General features: G+C 60.2%; 20 protein-coding genes. 5 read left to right on the top strand and 15 right to left on the bottom strand.

Going from position 1 to position 25,167, the window contains the following annotated elements:
* Positions 1–118: 118 nt before the first annotated feature.
* Both AAEO81_RS10300 and AAEO81_RS10295 read left to right on the top strand, forming a co-directional pair.
* Positions 119–1,024 (top strand): LysR family transcriptional regulator, encoded by a 906-nt coding sequence (locus tag AAEO81_RS10300; protein WP_341963395.1) that lies wholly within the window; start codon positions 119–121, stop codon positions 1,022–1,024.
* A 502-nt stretch (positions 1,025–1,526) separates the two neighbouring features.
* Complete coding sequence (locus AAEO81_RS10295) at positions 1,527–3,167, top strand: methyl-accepting chemotaxis protein (protein WP_341963394.1); 1,641 nt, start codon at positions 1,527–1,529, stop codon at positions 3,165–3,167.
* A 94-nt stretch (positions 3,168–3,261) separates the two neighbouring features.
* Here the strand turns inward: AAEO81_RS10295 and AAEO81_RS10290 are convergent, their stop codons facing one another.
* The 11 genes from AAEO81_RS10290 to AAEO81_RS10240 all read right to left on the bottom strand — a co-directional run bounded on the left by AAEO81_RS10290 (position 3,262) and on the right by AAEO81_RS10240 (position 18,040).
* The gene (locus AAEO81_RS10290; RefSeq protein WP_341963392.1) at positions 3,262–4,137 is read right to left on the bottom strand and encodes a DMT family transporter; all 876 of its coding nucleotides are present in this window, start codon (positions 4,135–4,137) and stop codon (positions 3,262–3,264) included.
* Between the two features lie 59 nt (positions 4,138–4,196).
* Entirely contained in the window at positions 4,197–5,291 is a 1,095-nt protein-coding gene (locus tag AAEO81_RS10285; protein ID WP_341963391.1) for an alkene reductase, read from the bottom strand.
* 597 nt (positions 5,292–5,888) lie between these two features.
* Entirely contained in the window at positions 5,889–6,830 is a 942-nt protein-coding gene (locus tag AAEO81_RS10280; RefSeq protein ID WP_341963390.1) for a PDR/VanB family oxidoreductase, read from the bottom strand.
* Positions 6,827–7,897, bottom strand: coding sequence for an aromatic ring-hydroxylating dioxygenase subunit alpha (locus AAEO81_RS10275; protein WP_341963388.1), 1,071 nt, complete (start codon positions 7,895–7,897; stop codon positions 6,827–6,829). Before AAEO81_RS10275 ends, AAEO81_RS10280 begins: the two co-directional genes overlap by 4 nt.
* Before the next feature lie 48 nt (positions 7,898–7,945).
* Complete coding sequence (locus tag AAEO81_RS10270) at positions 7,946–10,420, bottom strand: MMPL family transporter (protein ID WP_341963387.1); 2,475 nt, start codon at positions 10,418–10,420, stop codon at positions 7,946–7,948.
* Positions 10,417–11,505 (bottom strand): YCF48-related protein, encoded by a 1,089-nt coding sequence (locus AAEO81_RS10265; RefSeq protein WP_341963386.1) that lies wholly within the window; start codon positions 11,503–11,505, stop codon positions 10,417–10,419. Before AAEO81_RS10265 ends, AAEO81_RS10270 begins: the two co-directional genes overlap by 4 nt.
* 47 nt (positions 11,506–11,552) lie before the next feature.
* The gene (locus AAEO81_RS10260) at positions 11,553–12,905 is read right to left on the bottom strand and encodes a DUF1329 domain-containing protein (RefSeq protein WP_166598194.1); all 1,353 of its coding nucleotides are present in this window, start codon (positions 12,903–12,905) and stop codon (positions 11,553–11,555) included.
* Between the two features lie 31 nt (positions 12,906–12,936).
* Positions 12,937–14,565, bottom strand: a complete 1,629-nt coding sequence (locus AAEO81_RS10255; RefSeq protein WP_341963385.1) for a DUF1302 family protein — start codon at positions 14,563–14,565, stop codon at positions 12,937–12,939.
* A gap of 91 nt (positions 14,566–14,656) precedes the next feature.
* Entirely contained in the window at positions 14,657–15,592 is a 936-nt protein-coding gene (locus tag AAEO81_RS10250; protein WP_341963384.1) for a 3-keto-5-aminohexanoate cleavage protein, read from the bottom strand.
* Between the two features lie 3 nt (positions 15,593–15,595).
* The gene (locus tag AAEO81_RS10245) at positions 15,596–16,789 is read right to left on the bottom strand and encodes a prolyl oligopeptidase family serine peptidase (RefSeq protein WP_166598191.1); all 1,194 of its coding nucleotides are present in this window, start codon (positions 16,787–16,789) and stop codon (positions 15,596–15,598) included.
* 117 nt (positions 16,790–16,906) lie between these two features.
* On the bottom strand, positions 16,907–18,040 hold the full coding sequence (locus AAEO81_RS10240; protein ID WP_341963381.1) for an FAD-dependent monooxygenase: 1,134 nt from the start codon (positions 18,038–18,040) through the stop codon (positions 16,907–16,909).
* A 483-nt stretch (positions 18,041–18,523) separates the two neighbouring features.
* Here AAEO81_RS10240 and AAEO81_RS10235 point away from each other — a divergent pair, with 483 nt between their 5' ends.
* A complete protein-coding gene (locus AAEO81_RS10235; protein ID WP_341963379.1) occupies positions 18,524–19,510 on the top strand; it encodes a VOC family protein in 987 nt (328 codons plus the stop codon).
* 69 nt (positions 19,511–19,579) lie between these two features.
* Here the strand turns inward: AAEO81_RS10235 and AAEO81_RS10230 are convergent, their stop codons facing one another.
* A complete protein-coding gene (locus AAEO81_RS10230) occupies positions 19,580–20,503 on the bottom strand; it encodes a LysR family transcriptional regulator (protein ID WP_341963378.1) in 924 nt (307 codons plus the stop codon).
* Positions 20,504–20,674: 171 nt separating this feature from the next.
* Between AAEO81_RS10230 and AAEO81_RS10225 the strand changes: the two genes are divergently transcribed.
* Complete coding sequence (locus tag AAEO81_RS10225) at positions 20,675–21,694, top strand: SMP-30/gluconolactonase/LRE family protein (RefSeq protein WP_341963376.1); 1,020 nt, start codon at positions 20,675–20,677, stop codon at positions 21,692–21,694.
* A 199-nt stretch (positions 21,695–21,893) separates the two neighbouring features.
* A complete protein-coding gene (yghU, locus tag AAEO81_RS10220; protein WP_341963374.1) occupies positions 21,894–22,763 on the top strand; it encodes a glutathione-dependent disulfide-bond oxidoreductase in 870 nt (289 codons plus the stop codon).
* Positions 22,764–22,773: 10 nt separating this feature from the next.
* Here yghU and AAEO81_RS10215 read toward each other — a convergent pair whose 3' ends face one another.
* The 3 genes from AAEO81_RS10215 to AAEO81_RS10205 are packed head-to-tail and all read right to left on the bottom strand — an operon-like array spanning position 22,774 to position 25,121.
* On the bottom strand, positions 22,774–23,721 hold the full coding sequence (locus AAEO81_RS10215; protein ID WP_341963373.1) for a LysR family transcriptional regulator: 948 nt from the start codon (positions 23,719–23,721) through the stop codon (positions 22,774–22,776).
* The gene (locus AAEO81_RS10210; RefSeq protein WP_341963372.1) at positions 23,718–24,014 is read right to left on the bottom strand and encodes a LysR family transcriptional regulator; all 297 of its coding nucleotides are present in this window, start codon (positions 24,012–24,014) and stop codon (positions 23,718–23,720) included. Before AAEO81_RS10210 ends, AAEO81_RS10215 begins: the two co-directional genes overlap by 4 nt.
* An 18-nt stretch (positions 24,015–24,032) precedes the next feature.
* A complete protein-coding gene (locus AAEO81_RS10205; RefSeq protein WP_341963369.1) occupies positions 24,033–25,121 on the bottom strand; it encodes an NADH:flavin oxidoreductase in 1,089 nt (362 codons plus the stop codon).
* Positions 25,122–25,167: the final 46 nt, after the last annotated feature.

Raw genomic sequence — 25,167 nt, 5'->3', positions numbered from 1 at the left:
TGGCGGGTGAAATCAATGTATGGGAACGCGATTGCTGGATAAACCCGCCGGAAAGAACACCACTGTTCCTTTTTTCGGGCTAATAATGCGAGCATTTACTGTCACCGGAGCGGGCCGCGTGGACTATTTCAATGCTGTAAAAGCCTTCATTCAGGTCGTGGAAGCGGGAAGTTTCGTCAAGGCGGCGCAGGCCCTGAACCTGCCGCGCAACACGGTCACCAAGCACATTCAGTCGCTGGAAAGCCACCTGCGGGTGACGCTGCTCAACCGCACCACGCGACGCGTCTCGTTGACCAATGACGGCACGGCTTACTACGAACGCATGGTTCGGGTGATCGATCAATGGCTGGAAGCCGAATCGGACCTCTCCAGCGCACAGGTACGCCCCCATGGAAAATTGCGCATCGACATGGGCGCGACGGTGGCGTCCATGCTGGTGCTGCCCGCACTCCCCGACTTTCAGAAACGCTATCCGCTATTGCAGCTGGACATCGGCGTGAGCGACCGCCCCGTGGACCTGTTGGGTGACCGGGTGGACTGCGTCATTCGTGGTGGCGCGTTGAACGACCCGTCGCTGATTGCCCGACGACTGGGCAGCCTCGAATACGTGACGTGCGCCACCCCCGGTTATCTCGCGGCCCATGGGACGCCCCAGCACCCCCGCGATCTGGAAAAGGACCACCAGATGGTCCGGTATTTTTTTGCCGCCACCCAACAACGCAGGCTGGAAACGTTCGTCCAGGGCGATGAGCGGGTCTCGGTCGACGGCCCTTATTTCGTGTCGGTCAACGATGCCAACGCCCTGCTCGCTGCCGCACTGGCTGGCATGGGCGTGTTGCAGACACCCCGTTTCATGGCCGACCCGCACCTTGAATCCGGCGCACTGGTTCAAGTGCTGGACGACTGGTCCCTGGAACCCAATCCGATCTACATCGTGTACTCGCCCAACCGCCACCTCAGCGCGCGGGTGCGGGTTTTCGTCGAATGGCTGGTCGAGCTGTTCGAGGTGAAAGGCTTGAGGTGACGCGCCCGCAGGCAGGACGACATGGGCAGTCCGCTGTTGCATCTCTTTGCATCATTTCAGTCTGCGAAACAATGAATTGAGGTTCGAGCGGGTTCTGTACAGAAATATCTTGTAGGACGATGTCCGTTAGTCAAAACAGCGGCGCATTGACAGGAAACGGACAAGTAATTTGTTCGTCAGTGCAATGAAACGTGTTACCCCTGCGCCCCGCAAACATACTTTTTTTACATCATCAAGAATGTTGCGCCGCAGAAAGACTCTCGAAAGACATATAGCAGCTATTGATACGATCAATACGATTCACTGCATCTTCCAAAGTATGTATCTCAGTATTATGGCGTCGATGCCGATGAATATTTTCCCGTTGCAAACGTACCTGCGCGCCCCACCGGGTACAGCGTACGTCAGATACTCAGACCTCACCCTCAGCATGTCCAGTTCACTTTAGAGGCTGGACATATTACCCACCAAAATAAAAAGAGCACACACGGAGCAATGCGTCATGAAATTCATTCACGATTTGAAACTGGCCACGAAACTGATCATGGCGTTCGGGCTATGTGCATTCATTACATTGGGCGTCGGCTTATTGGGAAGTCGAGGTTCTACCCAACTGGCGGCGAGCCTGGAAAACGTGTTTTCCAACAACTTCGTTTCCGTGGCAAACATTGATGATGCCCAAACCAAGGCGGTGGCACAGTTGCGTGACGTCTACAGCCTGATTGTCGTGACGGCGGCGAACGAGCCCGACAGCGACAAACAGGAAATCCTCACCAGCATCAGGGCCAACCGTAAAGCCAGTGAAGACGCGTTCGCGACCTATCGCAAAACGCCAGCGGTGGAAGACGAACGTATCGCCGGTGACAAATTGGTGAAGGACTGGCCGCTGTACCAGGCCCAGGTGCAACGCGTGCTCGATGCATTGGCATCAGGCGACTTGCCCTCTGCCCGCTCCATCGTCGGCAACGAAGTGCAAGACCGCTACCAGCAGGTCATGAGCGAATTCGACGCTATTGCGGAGTCCAATGACCGCCAGGTTGCAGACGCTGCGCGGGACGCTCACGAACAGGCCAGTACCGCCGCGACGATCCTCTTCACGGGCGTTGCGGCCGCCTTCCTCGCGGCACTGGGGCTGGGGCTCGTGTTGGCGCGCCTCATCAGCCGTCCCATCAAGACTGCCGTGGAAACGGCTGAACGCATCGCAAAGGGCGATCTCACGCAGCGCATCCACAGCACGTCCCTTGATGAAACCGGCCAGTTGTTGACGGCCTTGGGCAAGATGCAAGAAGGCCTGCGCAGCACGATTCACCAGATTGCGGACGCTTCCAACAACCTCGCATCCGCCGCCGAGGAATTGAATGCCGTGACCGAAGACGGCAGCCGTGGCTTGTTGCGTCAGAACGATGAAATCCAGCAAGCCGCCACCGCCGTGACGCAAATGACCTCAGCGGTTGAAGAAGTCGCACGCAACGCCATCTCGACGTCCGAAGCGTCAAAACAGGTCAGCGCTCAGGCGAGTAGCGGTCTGGAGAAAGCGCAGGAGGCCGTCGGTGCCGTCAATCAGGCGACAGCCAACATCACCTCGTCCACCGGCATCGTGGAAGACCTTGCCGTCGGCGTGCGGGACATCGGCAAAGTGCTGGAAGTGATTCGCGGCATCGCCGAGCAGACCAATCTGCTGGCGTTGAACGCCGCCATCGAAGCCGCGCGCGCCGGCGAACAGGGCCGTGGTTTCGCGGTGGTCGCCGACGAGGTCAGGGCCTTGGCGGCGAGAACCCAATCCTCCACAGGCGAAATCGAAAGCATGATCTCGTCGATTCAATCCAGCGCTGACCAGGCGGTGGTGGCGATGGGTAACAGCAAATCGCTGGTCACCCAGACGCAGCAGTTCGCACAGGCCACCGGCGATGCGCTGCAACTCATCGCACAGGGCATTGGAGAAATCAACGACCGGAATCTGGTCATCGCCAGCGCCAGCGAACAGCAGGCGAACGTGGCGCGCGAGGTAGACCGCAACCTGGTCAACATTCAGGACCTGTCGACCCAGACGGCAGCTGGCGCGCATCAAACGACAGCGTCGTCACAGGACCTGTCGCGACTCGCGATTTCCTTCAATGACCTGGTGGGGCGATTCAAGCTCTGACCGCCCAGGGACGGCGCAGACCGATCGGCAGTTCATCCGCCCATTCCGGTTGCGTCCGTCCTCCTCTCATCAGACGTGGCGTTACCTGCCGCGATCAGAAGCGCCGGGCTGTGAGCGCCAGTGCAATGCCACTCAACACCACCGCTGAAGCCACCGCCAGACGGACAGACAGTGGCTCATCGAGCACGATCACGCCTGCGGCGCAAGCGAAGACGGGAACGCTGAGCTGCAGGATGGCCGCCGTCTGTGCGCGGAGCCGTCTGACCACCGCATACCACACCGCATAGCCCGCGCCGGATGCCAACACGCCCGATGCCGACGCATACAGCGCCCCGATCGGCGACACATGCCAGGATTCGTGGATGAGGGCTACAGACGCAACGACTGCCAATAACGGCAGGCTGCGAAGAAAATTGCCAGCCGTGTCGGCCAGCGGGTTCACCGACCATCGACCCAGTGCCGAATAAGCGCCCCAGGCAACGCCCGCAACCATCATGAGCAGCGCACTGCCGAGGGGCGGCGCACTTCCCCCTGGCGCGAGCAGGATGACCAGACCTGAGAATGCCACCAGCATGCCCAGCAACGCACGCAGCCGCACTTTCTCGCCGCCGGACCAGCCCACGGCAAACAGGGTGATCTGTACCGCGCCGAAGAGAATCAGCGCGCCGACGCCCGCGTCCAGCTGTATGTAAGCCACCGCGAACAGATAGGCGTAGACGAACAGATAGAGGCCGCCTCGCCAGCTGCCTCCCAACATTTTCAGGTTGGTGGGTCGTATCAGGCACAGCAGACAGAGCGTGCCCCCAAGCAATCGAATCGTCGTAAACGAGGCAGGATCGATATCTCCGCCCCGCAGCGCCAGGCGGCAAAAAATGGAGTTCGCCGCAAACGCGATCAGGCTGAGTACCGTTGCACCCAGCCAGATCCACTTTTCTGTGTTGGCATCACGCAGCACATACCTGTTTGCCATCGCACCGCCGCTCTCTAATAAACGTCAGACATCGACACGGTGCCGAGGCACGCAGGCACTTAAGCCGGCGTTGCTTCTGCGTCGGCCAGCGTCGGGTAATCGGTATAGCCTTCGGCCTCCTGGCTGTAGTAGGTCTCCATATGATCGGGATTCAGGGGGGCACCGACCTTGAGACGTTCGACCAGATCAGGATTCGCCAGGAAAGGCCGGCCAAAGCTGATAGCGTCTGCCAGCCCACTGTTCAGATCCGCTTGGGCGCTTGCCAGGTCGTAGTCGCTGTTGAGAATGATCGGCCCTTTGAAGCGCTTACGGATCACCGGCGACAAGCGCGGCACCTCGGTGGCGCCAAACGTGCCGTCCGGACCCGGCTCGCGCAGTTCCAGAAAGGCAATGCCAATGGCGTTCAGCCGGTCAGCTGCGGCCGTGAACAGCGGAACGGGATCGCTGTCGTCCACACCGTAGCTCTCGCCATTGGGAGACAGACGCACCGCGGTGCGGTCAGCGCCAACGACATCGGCGACGGCCCGTGTCACCTGTTCGAGCAAGCGCACCCGGTTTTCCACGCTGCCACCGTATTCGTCGGTGCGTCCGTTGCTCAGGTCACGCAAGAACTGATCGATCAATTGGCCATTGGCGGCGTGGATCTGAACGCCGTCGAACCCGGCCGACATTGCATTGCGTGCTGCACGGACGTAGTCGGCGATGAGCCCCGGGATCTCGTCGACCGTGATGGGCCTGGCGACCTCGAACGGTTTTTTGCCGTCGTAGGTGTGCGCTTCTCCAGGCATGGCGGTCGCACTGGCGGACACCGGTTGCGAACCCGTGACCGCCGAATGCGCCATGCGGCCCATGTGCCAGAGTTGCGCGAAAATCACACCGCCCTTTTCATGTACGGCTTGGGTGACGAGCTTCCAGGCGTTGACTTGCTCGTCGGACCACAGACCGGGTGCATAGGGCCAACCCACCGCCTGCCGCGAGATCCCGGTCGCCTCGCCGATGATCAGGCCGGCCGACGCGCGCTGCGCATAGTAGTCGGCCATGATGGCGGTGGGCACGTGATTGCGAGTGGCACGAGCGCGGGTCAAGGGTGCCATGATGATGCGATTGGTGGCTTGCAGCCTGCCGAGAGAAACAGGGTCGAATAAAGTAGGCATCTAAAAGTCCTGACGTTCATGAATAGAAGACACGCAACCCTGCCCGACAACCCATAAACCGTCAGCCATGTTCACAACGGTTATTGATTGAATGTCCATTCCTCTGTGCAAATGACATGAGGGATTGGAAGTTCGGCAGGTCACGAGATGGCAGTACCCTATCAAAGCCAGGCCTGCGCAAACAGCAGCCTTTTTCGAACTCACTATTCAATACGTTGAACAATTGAACGCTAGATACACCACAACTTTATAGTGAAGGACAAGACCGGACTTCGGACGATCTCCCGACACTTACCCCTTCCATTATTTCAAGTGATTCGTCACGGTCGCGCTGCGCGTCATGCAGGCAAAGAAAGCGCAAAGAGGATATCAGGGACAGGCAAACCATTCGCCATTTACTTCAGTGATAGTTCAATGGCTTACAGTGAGGATAATTGACGAGCGATGTCAGCGAATGAAAGAACATGCTCAAGTACGGAAATAACGAGCCACTCAAGCACATCCCTCAGGAAGTCATTGATCAAGCGACATCAGGGAATCGCGGCGATGCGCCTCGCAGTGGGAGACCCATTGCCGCTCAGTGCCCTGAATACGGTGCTACAAATCGAGCACCAGCCTTGCACTGCTGGCGCGTGAGCAGCAAGGCGTGAACTGGTTGTTGCGCTGATGTTCTTCCTGCGTCATAAACATGTCCCGATGGTCTGGCGTACCCTCGAGTACCTTGGTCAGGCAAGTGCCGCAGATCCCCTGTTCGCAGGACACCGGAATCTCGATGCCGCTCTCGGCCAACACCTCGACCACGCTTTTGCCTTCGGGGATGTGGTAGGTCTGGCCGGTGCTGTTGAGCACCACGTCAAAACTGTCCGCACTGCGTTGCACCACCGGCGCGGCGAAATACTCCCGGTGCAGGTGATCCGCTGGCCAGTTCAGTTGTTCAGCCGTGCCGAGGACGGCGTTCATGAAGCCGTTCGGCCCACACACGTAAAGATGGCTCCCGATCATGGGCTGTTCCAGCACCTTCGCAGCGTCCAGTTTTGAAGGGGTGTCGTCGAAATGGAAGAACACGCGGTGGGCGAAACCGGCCTCGCGCAGCTCCTTGAGGAACGCCATGCGGTCCACTGAACGCGTGCAATAGTGAAGCTCGAACGGCGCACCCCGGTTGAACAATTCTCGCGCCATGCACAGGATCGGCGTGATGCCGATCCCGCCTGCGAACAGCATCGAATACTTGGCCTCGGCCACCAGCGGGAACAGATTGCGCGGCTCGCTGATGGACAGCATGTCGCCCACCTGCAGCCCGTGCATCGCCTGCGAACCGCCCCGTGATGCAGCGTCTTTGAGCACGCCGATGCGATAGCGACGGGTGTCATGAGGCGCGTTGCACAGCGAGTACTGCCGCGTCAGACCGCTGCGCAGGTGCACGTCGATGTGCGCACCGGCCGTGAACGGCGGCAACGGCGCACCATCGACGCGCTCCAGTTCGAAGCTGTCGATGTCGATCGCCTCGGACCGGCGCGACACCACACACACGTCGATCATGCTGGACTCTCCACGTTCTTTGACGACGGATTCAGGCTGTTCTGCTCCTCAAGGATCAACCGGTCGAGGATGCGGCGGGCGCGAATGGCCCCTGCGTCACCGATCAACAGGATGGGTTTGAGGTCCCAGAAGTCTTCATCCCCCATGGAGGCTTGCTGCGCTTCGAGCATCGGCAAGTCTTCGGTTTCGAACGGTACGCGCAAGCCCTGGATGTACATCTTGGCCTTTTGCTCGCCAACTTCGGCCAGGCGTTTCGGGAAACTGATGCCGAACCAGTAGTGGGTGGTGGTTTCCGTTTCAGGGGTGAAGAAATGCACGGTGGGCACCGGGCTGCCTTCTTCGCGGCTACTGCCGGTGCGGGTGGCGCCGGTGTTCAGCAACAACGTGGCCGGGGCGTCCCAGCGCACGTCGAGCCAGCGATCGACCCGGGTGTCCGGCGGGAAATCGAAGATGTCGTACAGGAAAGACGGCATGATTTCATTCTGGATCAGGCGCTTGGACCAGACCGTGTCGCCGTCCTGTTCGACCACCGTCGTGGCCTGGCTCACCGAGCTGCTGCCCAGGGTGCTGGGGTGCAGGTATTCGATGTGGCTGAGGTCCATGATGTTGTCGGTTTCGAGCACGTAATTGGCCCGCGCGTGCAGGTAGTCACGACCGACGTAATAGAGCTCCGGGTCCAGTGCTTCGAAGAAAGGAATGGTGTCTGGCGTCGCCAGTTCAGGGGCGCCCATCCAGATCCACAGCACGCCGTAACGCTCCACCAGCGGGTAGGCCTTGACCTTCGCCGCCTTGGGAATCTTGCCGTCGCCATGGGGGTTGTGCACGCATTCACCACGGCCGTTGAATTCGAGGCCGTGGTACGCGCAACGCACGGAGTCGCCGTCCAGGGTGCCCATGTGCAGCGGCGCAAACCGGTGCGGGCAGCGGTCGTGCACCGCTTGAGCGACGCCTTGGGAGTCGCGGAAAAACAGGATGTTCTCGTTCAGCAGCTTGCGGTTGAAAAGCTTGTCTTGCTCGACTTCGTAGTCCCAACCCGCCGGGTACCAGGCGTTACGCAGAAAGGCCATTATCGATTCCTCATCTCAGATCATCTTGTTATTGAACGAGCGGCGTCTTCACACCAACGCCTGTCGTTTTGTGGCAGCAGCTGGCGGCGGCTCAAGGTCGCTGCGTCCGTTTTCAGGCGTTGGCGGCGTGGTCTTTTGCGGCGCGTCAGGCAGCATGAAATGCGCGAGCGCGGGCAACAGAATCAGCGCGCCCAGCATGTTCAACAGGAACATGAAGGCCAACAGCACGCCCATGTCCGCCTGAAATTTGATCGGTGAAAAGATCCACAGAAAGACCGCGCAGGCCAGGGTCGCGCCGGTCAACATCACGACCTTTCCGGTGAACACCAGTGACTGGTAATAGGACGCCGACAGCGAATGGCCCTGACGTTTGTGCGCCACCAGCACGCTCATGACGTACAGCGCGTAATCGACCCCGATGCCCACGCCCAGCGCGATGACCGGCAAGGTCGCGACTTTGATGCCCATCCCGAGCATGACCATCAACGCTTCACACAGGATCGACGTCAGGACCAGCGGCACGATGGCGCACACCGTCGCCCGCCAGGAGCGGAACGTGGCCAGGCACAGCAAGGTAACGGCGGCGTACACCCACAACAGCATTTCGTGGTTGGCCTTCTCCACCACCTGATTGGTGGCGGCTTCGAACCCGGCGCTGCCCGCGGCCAGCAGGAACTTGACCTCAGGCTCGTCGGCGGTCAGGGCGAAGGCCTCGACTGTGCGTGTGACCGCCTTGAGCGTGTTGGCCTTGTGATCGCTCAGGTACACGAAGAGCGACAACAGGTTGCAGTCCTGATTGAACAGCGAACGCGGGGTGTTGGTGGCGATGGCGTTCAACATGCCCTGGTTATGGCTGAGGTCGTACCATTTGGGGTTGCCTTCGTTCATGCCCACCAGCGCCTGACGACTGACGCTGGACAGCGAGGCCGTGGACTCGACGCCGGGCAGGTTGCGCAGTTGCCATTCCAGCGCGTCGACTTTTTTCAGCGTCGAATAGGCCGTGCATTGATTGGTCGGGGTTTTCACCATCACCACCAGGACGTCACTGGTGGACGCGTAATGCCGGGTGATGAAGTCGTTGTCCTGGTTGTACCGCGAGTCGGCACGCAATTCCGGTGCGCCCCGGTCGAGGTCGCCGATCTGCACGCCCCGTCCAATCACGAAACCGCCGCCCGCCAGCACAGCGGCAACGAGGAGCGCCACGGTGGCCCAACGGCGCTGGGTGAAACGGTCGAGGAATTGCCACAACGGATTAGGGGCCGCCGTGTCCGCTTCTGCCACGCTTTGTTCATAGCTTTTGCGCGCGGCAACCGGACTCACGCCCACGAACGAAAGGAAGACCGGCAACAAAATCAGGTTGGTGAAGATCAGCGTGGCGACGCCAATGCTCGCGACCATGGCCAGGTCCTGGATGATCTGGATCTGAATGATCGTCAGCACGCCAAACCCCACGGCGTCGCACAGCAGCGCGGTCAATCCGGTCAGGAACAGCCTTCGAAACGTGAACCGCGCAGCGACCAGGCGGTGGGTGCCCTTACCAATGTCCTGCATGATGCCGTTCATCTTTTGCGCGCCGTGGCTGATGCCGATGGCGAACACCAGGAAGGGCACCAGCACCGAATACGGGTCGAGCTGCAAACCCACCAGGGGCAACATCCCCAACTGCCAGATGATCGCCACCAGCGAACAGGACAGCACCAGCGTCGTGCTTCTCAGGCAGCGGGTGTAGGCGTACAAGACGCCGCCCGTGATGATCACCGCGAGCAGGAAAAACAGCAGGATCTGCTCCAGCCCGTTGATCAGATCACCCACGACCTTGGCGAAGCCGATGATGTGAATGCCGACCTTGTCGGAGCGATATTTGTCCCGGATCTGTTCAAGGCGCGCGGACAATTGCGCGTAATCGATCGGCAAGCCGGTCTGCGTATCGAGGGCCAACAGCGGTACGTAAATGATGCTCGACTTGCCATCGAGCCCCACCAGCCGACCGATCTCGCCGGAGTTGTCGACGTTGCGGTGCAGCGCTTCGAGGGTGGCTTTGGAGCCGTCGTAGTCGTCCGGCATCACCGGGCCGCCGTCCAGCCCCTCTTCGGTGATCGCCATCCAGCGCGTGGAAGATGTCCACAGCGACTTCATGAACGGCCGATCAACGCCTGGAATCAGGAACACCTCATCGCTGATCTGCTTCAGCGTCTCCAGGTACGCCGGGTTGTAGATGTCGCCGCCAAGGTTTTCCACCGCAATGCGCAATGCGTTGCCCTGCCCCGCCAGTTCGTCCTTGTTGTCGGCGTAGTGAATCAGGTACGGGTGCTGGGTCGGTACGGTCTTTTCGAAACTGGCGTTCAGTTGCAGATGGCGCAATTGCCACCCGAGAAAAAACGTCGCGAGCACGCACAGCAGGATCACGATGAAACGGTGATTGAAAATCAGGCGCTCAGTGAACGAACCCGAGCGGGGATCGAACTGATCCAGCGTCATGGGCTGCTGACTGTCGGCGGCACCGGTCATGTCTTTAGGGTTCATTGGTGGGCTTCCAGTACGGCGTTGTCAGAGACAGCCTTCAAAGCGTGGGTCACGCCTCCCGGGCCAACCACGGTCGTGGCCCCTGTGGGCGAGGCAATGAAATCGGACAGCGGCCCGCCGTTCGAACGGGCGAGCGGTATCAACGCAGCGTCCTTTGCGGTGTGAAACAGCGCACCGTTGGCGTTGGCGAATATCACGCTGTCATCAGGACCGGGTCGACTGGCGACCCAGCTCTGCTTGGGCCCGCCCGTCAATGCCTGCCAAGTGGCGCCCTGATCCGAAGAGCGCAAGGCAACTCCTTCGAGTCCCCCTGCGTAAATCCCACCTTGGGCGTCTTCGGTCAGGGTGAAAAAACTGGCGGAGGCGCCGGAGTCCAGTCTTGTAAAGTGCTCGCCCTGATCCGTGGAGCGCGCCAGGAAACCTTGCTCCCCGGCCAGGTAAAGGCTCCCTTGAACGTTGGCCAGGGCGTACAGGTGCAGGTTGCGAGGGTTGTCGACATGCCCCAGCACGGCGGCCCACGTACGGCCACCGTCCTGTGTGCGGAGGACCACCCCGTAGGCGCCCACCGCCAGACCGTGCTGCGAATCAGTGAACTGAATGGAGAACAACGGCTCGCTGGAACCCGTCTCGATCATGCGCTCGGCGTTGCGCTCCAGACCGTCGATCAAGGGCTGCGCCTGCGCTGAAACGGGGGACGCCCTGAGGTGCCGGACTTCGGCAAGCGCCAATTGCGCGGCCGCCACCCCTCGCAGCACCGGTGCCCAATGCTCGCCGCCGTCGTCGCTGCGCAACAACGTGCCTTCATGGCCAACGACCCAAATGTGTTGCGGGTCCAGGGCCGTGAGGCCGGTCAGCGTGACGTCGTTGCCGCTGTCGACCTGACGCCAGTTGGCGCCGTCGTCGTCGGACAGCAGGATGACGCCCCGCTCCCCCACCGCGATCAGGCGTTTGCCCGCGCGCTCGACGGCGGTCAGGTAATGGGGCTTGGCGGCGCTGTCTTGAGCGGCGGCGTGGACGAGGTTTCCCGCCACGGGCAACACGCTCACCAGCCCGAGAAACAGGCAACCGAAAATGCGATGGTACATGTCAGATACTCCAGTCATTCGCGCCGCTTGCGCGGCGCGGATGGACCTCAGCGAACGCCTTCACTGGACAGCGAGTCCGCCGTGAAAAACGAGTTGGGCCAGGGAGCATGAACTGTCATCTGGTCCTGATAACCGTTCTGGATGTTGTTGGCGAACCAGCCGCCGCTCAGCAAGTCGTAGACGCCGAAACTGCTGTTGATGGTGCCCGGCAAATCCGGAAGGACGACGTTCTGCATGTAGCCGGTTTTCCACAGTTTGCCGTTGGCGTCCCAGCTGTCGGCGAGCATGGCCTGCCAAGTGTCTTCGTCGAGGTAGAAGCGACGTTTCGGCATCACGTGGCGCATGCCGGGCGCGAGTTCCGCTTCCACGATCCAGGCGCGGTGCAGTTCCCAACGCACGTGATCCGGGTTGAGGAAATGCTCGCCCAGCACGTCGGCGTCCTTGGCCGGTTGCAGGGCCTTGTTATTGTTGTACGGCACGAAGACTTCCTGCTTGCCCACGAGCTTCCACTTGTAGCGGTCCATCGGGCCTTCAAACATGTACACCTCGTCGAAGTTCATCTGCCCGGAGGTGACGAACGACGGCGTGTCGTAGGCGGCGTTGGGCAGCTTGCGGGTGCGACGCTGGCCGGTGAGGTACTGCCAGGTCGGACGGCCCTGGGCGATCTGGTCCAGCGGGTCGATGGCCAGAATCGACTGACCGGCCTGCAACGGCGGCGCGGTCGGCACCAGTTTCAGTTGGCGATAAATACCGTTGAAGCTGTCCCGGCCGTCCTTCTGGTAATACGGAAACTGGTAGTAGGCATTGTTCGTCGAGGTCAGCACGGTACGGCCCGAGGTCGTGCCGTTGTAGGCGCTGAACTCGAACGTGAGGCTTTCGCCCTGCCAGCGCAGCATGTGGTTCCACATGGCTTCGTTGCCGTTTTTCGGGATTGGAAACGGCGTGCCGCCATAGGCCCCTTCCACCGCAAAACCGTCTTTGACCAACTTGGCCTCGGTGGCATTGCGCAGCGTGTTTTCATAGACCCATTTCGGCGCAGCGGCCGTACGGTGAGTCGGGTACACGTCGATGCGATAGTCCGGGTACTTGGCGAGCATCGCCAACTGGCCTTCGGTCAGGTTCGCCTTGTAGTCCGCCGCGTTTTTGCCGGTGATGCTGAACAGCGGTTTTTCCCCCGCGAACGGGTCGCCTCGCTTGCCGCCGGATTTGTAATTCGGATCGACCGTGGTGTACCCACCGGTCCACGCCGGGATCTTGCCGTCCGCACTCGCGGCGCGCTCTCCGCCCAGCGGCGTCAGCGTCGTATTCAACTGGGCGGCTTCCTGAGGGCTGACGGCGGCGTGGGCCAGGCCGACACTTGAACACAACACGCCAATGGCAAAGGCTGAACACAGTTTCATGGAAAAATCCTCGGTTCTTATCATTCTGGATTTAGAACGCCCGCTGAATGGAGAACGAAATGAAGTCCCGGTCCCCGTAGGCATTGTCGGCACTGTTGGAGCTACCGTAGTAATGGGTGAAGTTGAGCAGGCCGTTCCAGACGCCGTCGTAGACGCCGCGCAGGCCGATGCTCATGTCGCCGCCACCATCGGCGTTGTAGTTGTTGAAGGCCGCGTCGGTCGGGGATTTGCCGTGGGTGTAGCCCATGCCGACAGGCACGAACAGATCCAGCCCCGGTGCCGCCTGGTAATAGCTGGGCTCCAGGACGAAGCGCACGCCGGTGGCGCTGTCGGTGAAGTCCTTGGCATCGAACTGTTCACGGTTTTTGGTCACGGCCAGCAACCGGTGCCACGCCACTTCACCGATCAGGCTGGCGGACTCCCACAGGGGCGTGCGCGGCACCAGGTAGATGGTCGACAACTGGGCATGGGCGGTTCGACCCAGTGCATGCCGGTCGCGGCTGTCATCGTCAACGTCGACGAACACCGGGCCCAACTTGCGCAGCGGCATGTCGTAACGGGTGGAAATTTCACCCGCGAAGTTCGCTTCGCCGACGCTGGTGCTGAAACTGGCGCCGAGCATCTTCACGCCTTCGGAATACACTTCCGCGAACTCACCCACCTGGCCAGGGTTGGCCCCGAAATTCTTGCCTTGATAGGCATAGATTTGCGGAAGCCGGTTATTGAAGCGCAAGGCAAACAGGCTGTACTCCGTCGCGCCTTGACCAGGGTTGAAGTTAAGCGCGACACCGAATTGACCCGACTTGCTGGCGTCACGCCGATGGCCGCGATAGAGCGAGATATTGCCGTCGGCATCGCCAATGAAAGGGTTCTGGCCCACGATGATTCGCTTGTTGCCATCGCCGACGATGTCCGCCGTGCTGAAGAAACTGCCCGACGGCGCCAGGCGCGTGCGCTCCCAATCCAGCTGATAAAACGCGGCCATGCTCATGCTGTCGTTGAACTGGAATTGCATCGACAGCTGATTGACCGGCATGAACAATTCGGCAGCGCGGGTATTGGGCACCGACAGCGCTTTGGACACGTCGATAGGCGCCTGGCCGTACGCGATACCGTTGGTAGGAAACAGCAGGCTCTGCCCCCACAACAACGTGTGCTTGCCCAATCGGAACGAGGTGTTATGCCCGCCGATATCGGTGCTGCCGTAGACAAACGCGTCGAGCAGCTCGGCCTTGCGACCCGCGAGCTTTTCGGTCTCGTCGTCAAACCCGTCGTTTCTGCCCAGGTGGTTGACGGTATTGGATGAGTTGTCGTTGCGCCCGTTGTAAACGCTGTCGTACCAGGCGGCGCCCGTGGTGCGAAATCCGAAGCCCTGATAGCTCATCCCCAACTCGGTGAACAGGTCGACCCGGTTGGAGGTGATGCCCTTGTCGAAGTTGCGGTCGCCGTCATCGGCGTTGGCATCGGACGTCAATGAGCGATCCTGGTCGTGCAGCCGGTACGCCGTGCTGTACTTGAGGGTGTTGTCCCAATAGCCTTTGACGCCCGTGTCTTCGAACTTGAATTCAAATCCCGAAGCAAACGGGGCCATGATGGAGAACGTGCCGAACAGCAACGTCATCTGGGTCGGACGGGCAAGACGCTTATAAATGAGGTGCATGGCAGATACCGTTTTTATTTTAGTTGTCTGAACTACGTCGTGGTGCACTACAGGCTTTCAATGTCGCTTCAAACGCTCCGGTTCGTGAGCGTCAGAAATTCACGTGGCTGGCGCCCTTGAGGGCGAGCAACTGCCGGGCCTCTTCCGGCGTGGCAACGTCGAGGGCCAGGCCTTCGATGATCTTGCGCACCCGGCGCACCTGGTCCGCGTTTTCCCGGGCCAATTGGCCCTGCTGGTCCCACAGCGAATCTTCGAGACCGACCCGGACGTTCCCGCCGTTGGCCGCCGAAATGGCAGCGGTGGGCATCTGTGCACGACCGGCCCCCAGCACCGACCACACGAAGTCGTCACCGAACAGCCGGTCCGCCGTGCGCTTCATATGCGCCACATCGTCTGGATGCGGGCCGATGCCGCCGAGAATCCCGAACACCGTCTGCACGAACAGCGGCGGGGTCACCAGCTTGCGGTCCAGGAAGTGCGCCAGGTTGTAGAGATGGGACGTGTCGTAGCACTCGAATTCGAAGCGCGTGCCTTGGTCCGAACAGGCACGCAGGATGTTTTCGATGTCCTTGAAGGTGTTGCGGAACACCGTGTCCCGCGTGCTTTCCAGGTACTTCGCTTCCCAGTCGTGCTGGAAATCCTTGTAGCGGTTCAGCATCGGAAACAGCGCGAAGTTCATGGAGCCCATGTTCAGCGACGCCAGCTCCGGCGCCAGCTGCAACGCGGGTTGCAGACGCTCGTCGACACCCATGGTCGGCGCGCCGCCGGTGGTGATGTTGATGATGCCGTCGCACTGCGCCTTGATCGTGCCGACGAATTCGCGGAACAGCTCCGGGTCTTGACTCGGGCGCCCGGTCAACGGATCACGGGCATGCAAGTGCACGATGGACGCGCCCGCCTGCACGGCACCGATCGCCGCGTCTGCGATCTGTTGCGCCGTCACCGGCAAATGCGGCGACATGCTCGGCGTGTGGACGCCGCCAGTCACGGCGCAGGTGATGACCACTTTGCCTTTGATGTTTTTCATGGGTTACCCGACCTTCGCTTGAAGCGCTGGCGTGCGCTGAGCCGTCAGGTCGTTGAACACGTCCCTGACCCAGTCCACGAGGTAGTCCCGGGCGTTGGACATGTTGTCCGCACCGCAATGCTCTACCCCGCCTTCGCGCTCGGTGAAAATCTTCAGTTCGCGCCGTGGGCTGTTGACCGCTTGCTCGTAGGACTGGTGGGCGTACTTCACGTTGATCTGGCGGTCGTTGCTGCCGTGCAATACCAGGAACGGCACGGTGATCTTGTCTACCACGCCATTGAGGGTCACCCGAGGGGCCATGGCCATGAACGCGTCCATGCTGTTTTCGCCCCAGACCCATTGCACGTGTTCCCAGTAATGCGGCACGGGGTTCGCGCCTTCACGGGCCTGACGCTGTTTCTGGACTTCGCCCCAGTTGTGATTGGCGCCCCAGGCGACGCACAACTTGAAGCGCTTTTCGAAAGCTGCCGCACGGGGGGCGTAGTAGCCGCCGAGGGACCAGGCCGAGATGCCGATCAGGGCTGGATCGATGTCGCTGCGGGTTTCGAGATAATCGACGACCGCGCCGGCCCACAGCTCGCTTTCGATGACAGCGGTGTGGCCGTGCAGGCGAATGGCGCCCCCTGCTCCCGGTTGGTCGACGATGATGCTGGAGATGCCGCGACGAGCCAGTTGCTGGGCGAGCCCCGAGCCGTAAATCATCTCTTTGAAACTGTCGAGACCGTTGAACAGCGCCATCACCGGCGCAGGCTTGCCGTTCACACCTTCCGCTTTGACGAACAGCGCGGGCAAGTAACTGCCGTTATAGGGCACTTCGATGATTTCGCAGTTTTCCTGGCTCAAGTGCACGAACTTTTCAAAACACTCAATGCTCTTTTTGTACGCGGTCTCACGCTGCGGGAATTCCTGCGACAACATGCGTTCTGCGGTCAGGTAATAGTTGGAGGCGCGACCGTATTTAGTGCCCGCGCTCAACAAGTGCCCCGCCGCCACGTCTTCTTGTGCCAACTCGATCAACGTGTTGGCGCGAGCGCTCCAGGCTTCGTAAAACGCCAGGCTGCCCTCGTCATCGCCCCGTTTCGACACGTCGATGAGCGACTGACAAATAGCGTGCACTTCACCGAAATGGCCACCGGTATTCAGTGAAATATTGGTCGCCAGGTTCCATACATAGTTCGTTGGAAAGTATTCAAGCATGTCGACAACTCCAGCCAATCTGAATAGTGGGCACGGTCATGGACGCGCACAGGTCCGCGCGCCGCGATCAATACGCGACACGGGAAGTGCAACGATCACAGTGCCCCTGATGCGAACTTAAAACGGGCGCGCGAGGTCTCTCAGCGCTTCGCCGAACACTTGGCCTGCGTCATGGGTCGGCGCCTGACCGGCCCATTGCTGAAGTTCGGCTTCGATCAATTTTCCGCACGCGTCGGTGACGTTGCGGCAACGAGGCTGACGCCGGACGTCGTAAGCGCTCAAGGCGCTTTCAACGTCCTGATGCTCGTCGAGCAGGTCGCCCAACAAAACCGCATCTTCCAGCGCCATCGCGGCGCCTGCTGCCAGGTGCGGGCTGGACGCGTGGGCCGCGTCACCCAACAACACGACGCGACCACGATGCCAGGAGCCTTCGACGAATAGCTCTTCGATCGGCTTGTAGACGACCTGGGCCGGATCGGTCACACGCTGGGCCAGCTCAGCGATCAGGCCGGAATAATCCTGCAAGTGTTCGCCCAACAGGGTGTGCAGTTGATCCAGCGGCTTGCGCGGATTGCCCGGCTCGGCGGTGACCAGGAACAGGTACATCAACTCTTCGCTGAGTGGGACCAGCCCGACCTTGTTGCGATGCCCGTAATAAATCCCGCCCCAGCGCATGTCCTTCGGACGTTCGGTGATGAAGCGCCACACTGCCTGCCCGACGAACTTGAGCTCGGTGCGTCCGAACATCAGATCGCGAACTTTCGAGTACACGCCATCAGCGCCAACCACCAGGTCGTAGTGGGCCTGGCGCCCATCGGTGAAGGTCACGTGGGCGGATTCGGTCGTTTGCGTGATCGCCTCCACGGAAGTCCCCAACTCGACGCGGACACCGTGCTCGATGGCCGTCTGCGACAGCATGTCGTGGAGGATGGGCCGGGTGATCCCGTTGTTCGGCGGGCAATCGGCGCCTTCAGCGCGGGGTGTCGGCACGGAGTGGAGCAACTCGCCTTCTTGCGTAAAGAGCTGCCAGCCTTCGAACGGCCATCCGTTGTCGATGCAGCGCTGGGCCAGGCCGATTTTCGACAACGCACGCAGGGCATTGGACGGCTGGATGATCCCCACGCCGTAAACGGTCCACTCGGTCTTGATCTCGACCAGGTCCACTTCGATGCCTTTTTGGCGCATCGCGATGGCCGTTGCGAGACCACCGATTCCACCGCCCACAATCAGAACTTTATTGACGCATCCCATGACTGAATCCTTTTAATCGGCAACAACAGGCTGAAGAGTCACTGACAGCCAGTGAAGGTCGATTTCAGGGGGCATTTCAGAAGCTGAGGGCAACGAATCAGGGTGTAGAAACATGAGGTCTGGCTCCGACGTCAGGATAAGCCGGTGATGATCGGCCCATCGGTTTTTTGTATTTGTGAGCCCAATCTATCGGGCTGCCCGGCCCCTGATAAATGGCTTGTATAAATGCTTCGTATTGACCCCGTGAATGTTTGTTCACGCTTCTCGCCAGTCCCGTGGATGCGTCGTCAATGGCGGCCGTTTCAACAGCTATTTGCCGGGTGAATGGCAGGTATTTATCCAATCCACTCCTCATCGTTTAGCCCTAAGCGTAGGTTCGTCCGCCAAGCGCGAATGCCGGGCAAGTACCCGTTTCCGTGAACGTTCAGGTTCAACGTCCGGCCGCCCCGAACACAATAAAAACGACACTCAGAGGGTGATTCAATGGCAATTATCGGAATAGAAAGTCTGGTCTATGGCGTCGAGGATTTGAGCGAATCAACCCGCTTCTTTGAAGACTTCGGCCTGCCGCTCATTCATCAGGACACCGACTCCAGCCTCTTCCGGCTGGAAGAAGGTTCCCATGTGGTCCTTCGACTGCTGGGCGACCCGACGCTGCCCGCGTCCAGTGTGATTGGCAGCGGCGTGCTCGAAACCATTTGGGGCGTGGACTCACAGGCGTCGCTGGAGGCGTTGGCGCAGCAGTTGGGGCGTGACCGGGACCTCACGTTCGATGCAGACGGCACTGTGCATTTCCAGACCGATTGCGGGTTGGCGATGGCGCTTCGGGTCTACTCCCGGAAAACCGTACTGACGGCCCCCGACGCGCTGAACTCGCCCGGGCGGATCAATCGGCTCAATCAACACCGCAAGTGGCGTCTGCGGGCACGCCCCAAGGTGATCCAGCACGTGGTGTTCGCCGTTCAAGACTACGAAAAGACATTCGCTTTCATGAAGGAACGGCTGGGGTTCAGGCTGTCGGACCACCAACGCACTTTCGGCATTTATGCCCGCGCCGACGGGGCCAACAACCACCACAACATCTTCTTCCTGAACGCCAATCTGCCCTTCGGTGGCAATGTCGGGGAAGTGCGTTTTCATCACGCCAACTTCGGCGTCGAGGACATCGACGAACTGATGGTCGGCGCCAATTACATGGAGCGTAAGGGCTGGGAAAAATCCCATTTCGGGTTGGGTCGCCACCGCATCGATTCCGGGCTGTTTTACTACGTGCCCTGCCCGGCAGGTGGAGAAGCGGAATATGGCGCGGACGCCGATTACGTCGACGATAACTGGATACCCCGCGACTGGGAGGAACCGACGTTCGGCTTCGCGCATTACGTGCACAACATCCCACCGTTCCTGAAAGAAGAACCGGGCTGGGTCGTCAAATACCTGGAAGGCAGCGTGCCCACCGTCAAGAGCAAGTAACTGACGGCGTTTGAATCGCCCGTCTTGCATAAATTGCAAGACGGGCGCCGATGAATTGGTATCGCTTTTTTATTGTTTGAGGCCACTGTTCATTTGCGCCGCGACGCGATGCAACAAATCGCGAAACCACAAGGAGACCTGATCGGAGCCAAAGGACTTGTGGTATTGAATGTACTCTTTGAAGATGGGCATCTCGACCGGAAGTTCGTGTATCGCGATGGGAAATGTCGACTGATACAACTTCGCCAACTCATGATGCACCGTGGCAATACGGTTCGTGCCCACGACCAGACTGGGCAATAAGCTGAAGTACGGACAAATCACTTCTATTCGTCTGACCTTTCCATACTTGGCGAGGAACCAGTCTTCGAACAACGCCGTACGCCCCTCTTCGATTTGCGTCACCACGTGACCCAGCTTTTGATAATCCTCAAACTTCACCCCCGCTTTGATGGCAGCGTTCTGGTCCCACGCCACGCAACAAAAACGGTCCTGGAACAGAAACTCGGTGGGGTGGGCGGGATGGGTAAAGTTCTCCGGGGCAATGACGAAATCCACTTCGCCCCGGTCGAGGCGGTCCAGATAGGAGCCGTTCAGGATCGACATGCGAATCCTGACATTCGGGGCTTCCAACGCCACAGCCCGCACCACGGCCGGCATGAACACGCTGCTGACGTAGTCGGACACAATGATCGACACCTCGGCATCGACCTCTGAAATATCGAACGTTTCTCGGATCTGCGTGACTTTTTGAATGCTGATTAGAATGGACTTTACTTCCGGCGCCAGGCGTTCACCGAGTGATGTAATGACCATCTTTCTGCCCGTAGGCACCAACAGTTCGTCTTGAAAATATTCTCGGAGTCGGGTCAGCGAATTGCTCATGGCGGACTGGCTCAGATAAATCCGCTCTGCCGCTTTCGATACGCTTTTCTCCCGCAACAAGGCGTCGAGCGCGACCAACTGGTTTAAGTCCAAGCGGTTAAACCTCATCGCCCCTCTCCTCTGTTCTTATATTTATACGGTCCACGCGTGGTATTGATCTAATCCATTCCTCAATACACGGTCGGAAGCCTACCCTTCCCACTGGGATTTTTCAATCCTGGCGGTCGGTTACCGACAACTTTCATCACTCACAATGATAATAAACAGGGGTATTGTTCGATGCCTGGCAATCCAATAGATTCTTTTATCGTCACCACTGACGATCTTCATTACATCGGTCATAAGTTACAGCGCCCGGAATGCATTCTGGCCGAGCGGGACGGTTCTTTATGGACAGCGGACGCCCGGGGTGGCGTGGTGCACATTCAGCCCGACGGCAGCCAGCAGTTGATTCTTCCCAAACAAACGACGAGCGCCACGGTGTCGAACCCCTCCGAAGAGGCCTCTCGACTGACCACCGGCAGTTTGCCCAACGGCCTGGCGTTCGCCCGCAACGGCGACATCATCATTTCCAACTTTGGCACGGACCGGTTGGAGTTGATGAGCCGTCAGGGGGATTTCAGCGTCATGGCCGACACGATCGATGGCCTCCCTATCGGCAAGGTCAACTTCGTGCTGCGGGACAGCAAGGACCGCATCTGGATGACGATTTCCACCCGAACAGTGAACTGGATGACGGCCATGAGCCCCACCATTTCAGACGGCTACATTGCGCTGTACCAGCACGGCGTGCTGCGGGTCGTGGCCGAAGGGTTTCACTTCACCAACGAAATCAGGCTCGATGCCAACGAGGAATGGCTGTACGTCGCCGAAACCTGTGGCATGCGCGTGACCCGATTGCGTGTGCTCGAAGACGGGTCGCTGGTGGATCGCGAAGTGTTCGGCCCCTCGAATCACAACGGCTTCATCGACGGCATCACCTTCGACGCCTTCGGCAACCTGTGGGGAACGCACATCATGCTGGACCGGGTGTTCGCGATCACGCCCCAGGGTGACATGAAGATCATCCTCGACGACGACAACGGCAGTGCCGAAGGCAAGGCCCTGCTCGCCGCGTTCGCAGAAGACAAGGCCACCGCAGACTTGATGTTGGCGTGCGGCGGCACCGTCGCGCCCTGGTTCACCAGCATCACCTTTGGCGGCGCCGACCTGTCCACGGTGTACATCGGCACGCTGCGGGGCGATCGCATTCCGTATTTCAAATCCCCGGTGGCGGGGTTGCCGATGGTTCACTGGTAGTCGCCTGCCCTCTCAAGCCCCGGCAAATCCCGTCGCAACGACGGGATTGTTCAGTCCCCTGAACACTCATTTCGTCCTCTGCCCGTATAAGGGTTTTTCCCGACTCGATAGAGTTTCCTCATGCCGTTCAGCCCTGTTGAGCGGCCCCTGCTTTCCCTTTTCCTGACCGCCCATCCTTCAGGATTTCACGGAGTGAGCCATGACCGATAACGCGCAAGAGAACCAGCCCGCCGGGTACCTGCCTGACGCCGTGTGGCAGCCGAAAACGGTGTACGGCGGCCAATTCGCAAGCATCAACCGCGCCGACTCGGGCGCACGCTTCGAACAGGCGCTGCCGGTGGGCAAGCACCCGCTTCAGTTGTATTCCCAGGGCACGCCCAACGGCCAGAAAGTGACGATTCTGCTGGAAGAATTGCTCGCCCTCGGACACGAAGGCGCCGAGTACGACGCGTGGCTGATCGATATTTTCAAGGGCGACCAGTTCGGCAGTGGTTTCGTCGGCATCAACCCCAATTCGAAAATTCCGGCGCTGGTGGATCACTCGATGAACCCTGCCCTACCGGTCTTCGAAAGCGGTTCCATCATGGTCTACCTCGCAGAACGCTTCGGCGCCTTTCTCCCGAGCGAGCCACGTGCACGTTCCGAGACCTTCAACTGGCTGATGTGGCAGATGGGCACGGCGCCATTCGTGGGCGGTGGACTGGGCCATTTCTATGCCTATGCACCGATCAAAATCGAGTACGCCATTGACCGCTACGCCATGGAAACCAAACGCCAGCTGCATGTGCTGGACACCCACCTGGCCTCCCACGAATACCTGGCGGGGGATCGATACACCATCGCCGACATGGCCGTGTGGCCCTGGCATCCGGGCAGTCTGTTCGGGGTCTACGGCACCCACGCCTTTCTCGCGGTCGAGGAATACACCCACCTGATGCGCTGGTATCACGCCATTGCCGCACGGCCCGCCGTGGCCCGCGGCCGCCTCGTCAATCGCACGTCCGGCGCACCGGGAACGACCCTGCGTGAGCGTCACGACGCTGCGGATTTCGATGCCTTGCTGAAATAGGCAAAGCGCTTCAGCGGGTACTTTGTCCTGCAACCGTCGACGGCTCCCGGCGCAAGGTGCCGGTGTTGGCGAACAGTTCGGCGATCCAGTCGACGAACACCCGCACCTTGGTCGAGAGGTGGCGATTTTCGGGGTACACCGCGTACACCGGCAGCGGCTCGTTGGCCCAGTCATCCAGCACTGTCACCAGTCGCCCGTCTCTCACCCAAGGGGTCATCAAAAAATCGGCCATTTGCACGATGCCCAGACCTGAGAGGCCAGCGGCGGTGTAGGCATAGCTGTCGCTCAAGGCGATGTGGCTGGACAGGGCCACCTGCACGCGCTCTTCCGCTCGGGTGAAATACCAGTCGAACGTCTTGCCGGTGCGTGCGGAGAAATAATTGACGCAGCGGTGATGGACCAGGTCGTTGGGGTGCAGCGGACGTCCGTGGCGTTCGAGGTACGCGGGCGAAGCGCAAGTGGCGTAATGCATGGTGCCGACACTGCGGGCGATCAAGCGAGAATCGGCCAGCTGCCGACCGCCACGAATGGCGCAGTCCACGCCTTCCTCCAAAAGGTCCACGGGCCGGTCGCTGCACCCCAGCTCCAGGCGAATGTCGGGGTAGCGTTCGAAAAAATCCGGCAGCGCCGGAATGATCACCTCGCTGGCCAGGCCCGTGGGTACGTCGGCCCGCAAGCGCCCCGAGGGGCTGAGCCTGTGAAGGGAAACGGCGTCTTCGGCGTCACGCACCTCCGACAGAATGCGCAAACAGCGCTCGTAGAACGATGCGCCCTCGGCGGTGACGCCGACGTGCCGGGTCGTCCGGTTGAGCAGCTTGACCGACAACGACGCTTCCAAAGACTGGATAAGGGTCGTCACCGTCGCCTTGGGCAACTTCAGGGTTTCGGCGGCGCGGGTGAATCCTCCGGTGTCCACGACCTGAACGAAGACTTCCATCGCCAGCAATTTGTTGATCACGGCCGTTCCTCCTCAGCACTCTCGGCGATGATCGTCTGCACGATCACCAGCGCCGGGGCGAGCGTCTGCGCAATCCACTCAGCCTTGGTGGTGGGCCGCACGTGACGCCCGCACGGCACGAACAGCGGATCGTCAAAGCGCTTTCGCAACTTGCTGAGCACATTGCTGACCGCTGGCTGCGTCACGTTCAAGACATGGGCCGCCTTCGACACGCCCCCTTCCTGATACACCATCAGGAAGGTGACCAGCGAATTGAGGTCGAATTTCTGGAAGTGCTGGCCGTCAATCGGCATGGGCCGCCCTCTGCACGCTCACAGGCTTCCCCGGATGACAAAGCTCTGCCAGCCGCGCATGTGATTGATGAAACGCTCGCTCAATCCGCCGTCACGCAAATACTGCGCAGGCACCGGCAGTTTCGGGCTTTCGTAGGCCGGGTTTTCCCAGACTTGACGCGGAAAATCCCGCTGGAGAATGCTGGCGCGGCCGATCAACACGAAATCGCAGCCTTGATCCATCAACTCCCCTGCGCGTTGGGCCGTCATGATTTTCCCCGCCGCTCCTACTCGCACCCCGCCGCGGGGCAGTTCCGTGAACACGCTGAGCATGCTCTGCCCCTTGAACGTGCCCTCCTGGACGATCTGCGCGGAATCCCACAGGGCCAGGTCGAGGTAGTCGATCAATTCCCGGCGAAGGATGTCGGCGGTGATGTCCCGCAGCTCATCCAGCAACAGTCCGTAACGTTCGACGGACAGGCGCCAGCCGATCTGGAAATCAGGGCCGCACGCTCGACGAATGCCCTCCATGACTTCAATCGTCAGGCGGGCGCGATTCTCGACGCTGCCGCCGTATTGATCCGTGCGGTCGTTGTACAGCGGCGACATGAACTCCGACAGAATCCAGCCAAAGGCGCCGTGGATCGCCACGCCGTCGAAGCCGGCCGTTTCTGCCCTCACCGCACCGGCGATGAAGCTGTCGCGGATGCGCTCGACCTGTTCGGTGGTCAATGCCCGGACTCCCGGCACCGTGTGATTCGACGCAGGCGCCGGAATGCCGCCGATCAGCGGATTGGCGCGATGCCCGGCATGGTGCAGCTGCACCGCCGACAACCCGCCGCCTTCGCGGATCGCGCGGGCCATTTTGGTCAGGCCTTCCAGCTGTGCGTCGCAGTTGATCCCCAACTGCCGCTCGAAACCAATGCCGCTGGCTTCTACGTAAGTGGCACAGGTCTGAACCAGGCCGTAACCCCCTTGGCCGATCTGTTCCATCCACCGCTGATCGAACTCAGTGGCCGTGCCGTCGTGGTCACTTTGCTGGTTGGTCAGCGGCGCCAGCATGAAGCGGTTGCGCATCGCCGGCCCGTGAAGCAGCGTCAGCGGTTTGAATAAATCTGAAACGGACATAACACCAATCTCCCATCACACAACGTTCGAACGAGCGTCAGCCACC

The sequence above is a fragment of the Pseudomonas sp. RC10 genome (genome assembly GCF_038397775.1).
GTDB classification, from domain to species: Bacteria; Pseudomonadota; Gammaproteobacteria; order Pseudomonadales; family Pseudomonadaceae; genus Aquipseudomonas; species Aquipseudomonas bambusae.
The sequence above is the reverse complement of the archived record's forward strand: the minus strand, read 5'-3'. Positions and strand labels throughout refer to the sequence as shown.

Bases quoted from the DNA above. Each gene is read 5' to 3' on its own strand.
- AAEO81_RS10295 (WP_341963394.1), top strand. From the start codon at position 1,527: ATGAAATTCATTCACGATTTGAAACTGGCCACGAAACTGATCATGGCG.
- AAEO81_RS10290 (WP_341963392.1), bottom strand. From the start codon at position 4,137: ATGGCAAACAGGTATGTGCTGCGTGATGCCAACACAGAAAAGTGGATC.
- AAEO81_RS10285 (WP_341963391.1), bottom strand. From the start codon at position 5,291: ATGCCTACTTTATTCGACCCTGTTTCTCTCGGCAGGCTGCAAGCCACC.
- AAEO81_RS10280 (WP_341963390.1), bottom strand. From the start codon at position 6,830: ATGATCGACGTGTGTGTGGTGTCGCGCCGGTCCGAGGCGATCGACATC.
- AAEO81_RS10275 (WP_341963388.1), bottom strand. From the start codon at position 7,897: ATGGCCTTTCTGCGTAACGCCTGGTACCCGGCGGGTTGGGACTACGAA.
- AAEO81_RS10270 (WP_341963387.1), bottom strand. From the start codon at position 10,420: ATGAACCCTAAAGACATGACCGGTGCCGCCGACAGTCAGCAGCCCATG.
- AAEO81_RS10265 (WP_341963386.1), bottom strand. From the start codon at position 11,505: ATGTACCATCGCATTTTCGGTTGCCTGTTTCTCGGGCTGGTGAGCGTG.
- AAEO81_RS10260 (WP_166598194.1), bottom strand. From the start codon at position 12,905: ATGAAACTGTGTTCAGCCTTTGCCATTGGCGTGTTGTGTTCAAGTGTC.
- AAEO81_RS10255 (WP_341963385.1), bottom strand. From the start codon at position 14,565: ATGCACCTCATTTATAAGCGTCTTGCCCGTCCGACCCAGATGACGTTG.
- AAEO81_RS10250 (WP_341963384.1), bottom strand. From the start codon at position 15,592: ATGAAAAACATCAAAGGCAAAGTGGTCATCACCTGCGCCGTGACTGGC.
- AAEO81_RS10245 (WP_166598191.1), bottom strand. From the start codon at position 16,789: ATGCTTGAATACTTTCCAACGAACTATGTATGGAACCTGGCGACCAAT.
- AAEO81_RS10240 (WP_341963381.1), bottom strand. From the start codon at position 18,040: ATGGGATGCGTCAATAAAGTTCTGATTGTGGGCGGTGGAATCGGTGGT.
- AAEO81_RS10235 (WP_341963379.1), top strand. From the start codon at position 18,524: ATGGCAATTATCGGAATAGAAAGTCTGGTCTATGGCGTCGAGGATTTG.
- AAEO81_RS10230 (WP_341963378.1), bottom strand. From the start codon at position 20,503: ATGAGGTTTAACCGCTTGGACTTAAACCAGTTGGTCGCGCTCGACGCC.
- AAEO81_RS10225 (WP_341963376.1), top strand. From the start codon at position 20,675: ATGCCTGGCAATCCAATAGATTCTTTTATCGTCACCACTGACGATCTT.
- yghU (WP_341963374.1), top strand. From the start codon at position 21,894: ATGACCGATAACGCGCAAGAGAACCAGCCCGCCGGGTACCTGCCTGAC.
- AAEO81_RS10210 (WP_341963372.1), bottom strand. From the start codon at position 24,014: ATGCCGATTGACGGCCAGCACTTCCAGAAATTCGACCTCAATTCGCTG.
- AAEO81_RS10205 (WP_341963369.1), bottom strand. From the start codon at position 25,121: ATGTCCGTTTCAGATTTATTCAAACCGCTGACGCTGCTTCACGGGCCG.